Raw genomic sequence first — 387 nt, 5'->3', positions numbered from 1 at the left:
AGGTCGTGGCGGCGGGCCGGGCGCGTGCCGGCATCAAGGCGCTCGCCGCCCTGGTGCCGAAGACCGCCCGCCTCGTCGACGAGGCCAATGGCACCATCCGCGAGGTGGCCGCTGCGTCGCTGGCCATCGGGCAAGTCGTGGTCGTGAGGCCGGGCGACCGTGTGCCTGCCGACGGGGTGATCACCGACGGCGCGTCGAGCCTGGACGAGTCCCCCATCACTGGCGAATCGGTCCCGAAGCCCAAGGAGGTCGGCGACCCGGTCTACGCCGGCAGCGTCAACGCCGATGGCGCGCTCCAGGTCCGGGTCACAAAGACGGCGGCCGACAACACAGTCGCCCGCATCCTGCACCTCGTCGAGGAGGCGCAGGCGTCGAAGTCGCCCACGG

General features: G+C 72.4%; 1 pseudogene. It reads left to right on the top strand.

The features are described 5' to 3' along the window. Positions 1–387: pseudogene (locus tag AX737_RS01700) on the top strand (heavy metal translocating P-type ATPase); the annotation flags it as partial.

The sequence above is a fragment of the Methylobacterium sp. CCH5-D2 genome (genome assembly GCF_001556475.1).
GTDB lineage: Bacteria > Pseudomonadota > Alphaproteobacteria > Rhizobiales > Beijerinckiaceae > Methylobacterium > Methylobacterium hispanicum.
The sequence above is the reverse complement of the archived record's forward strand: the minus strand, read 5'-3'. Positions and strand labels throughout refer to the sequence as shown.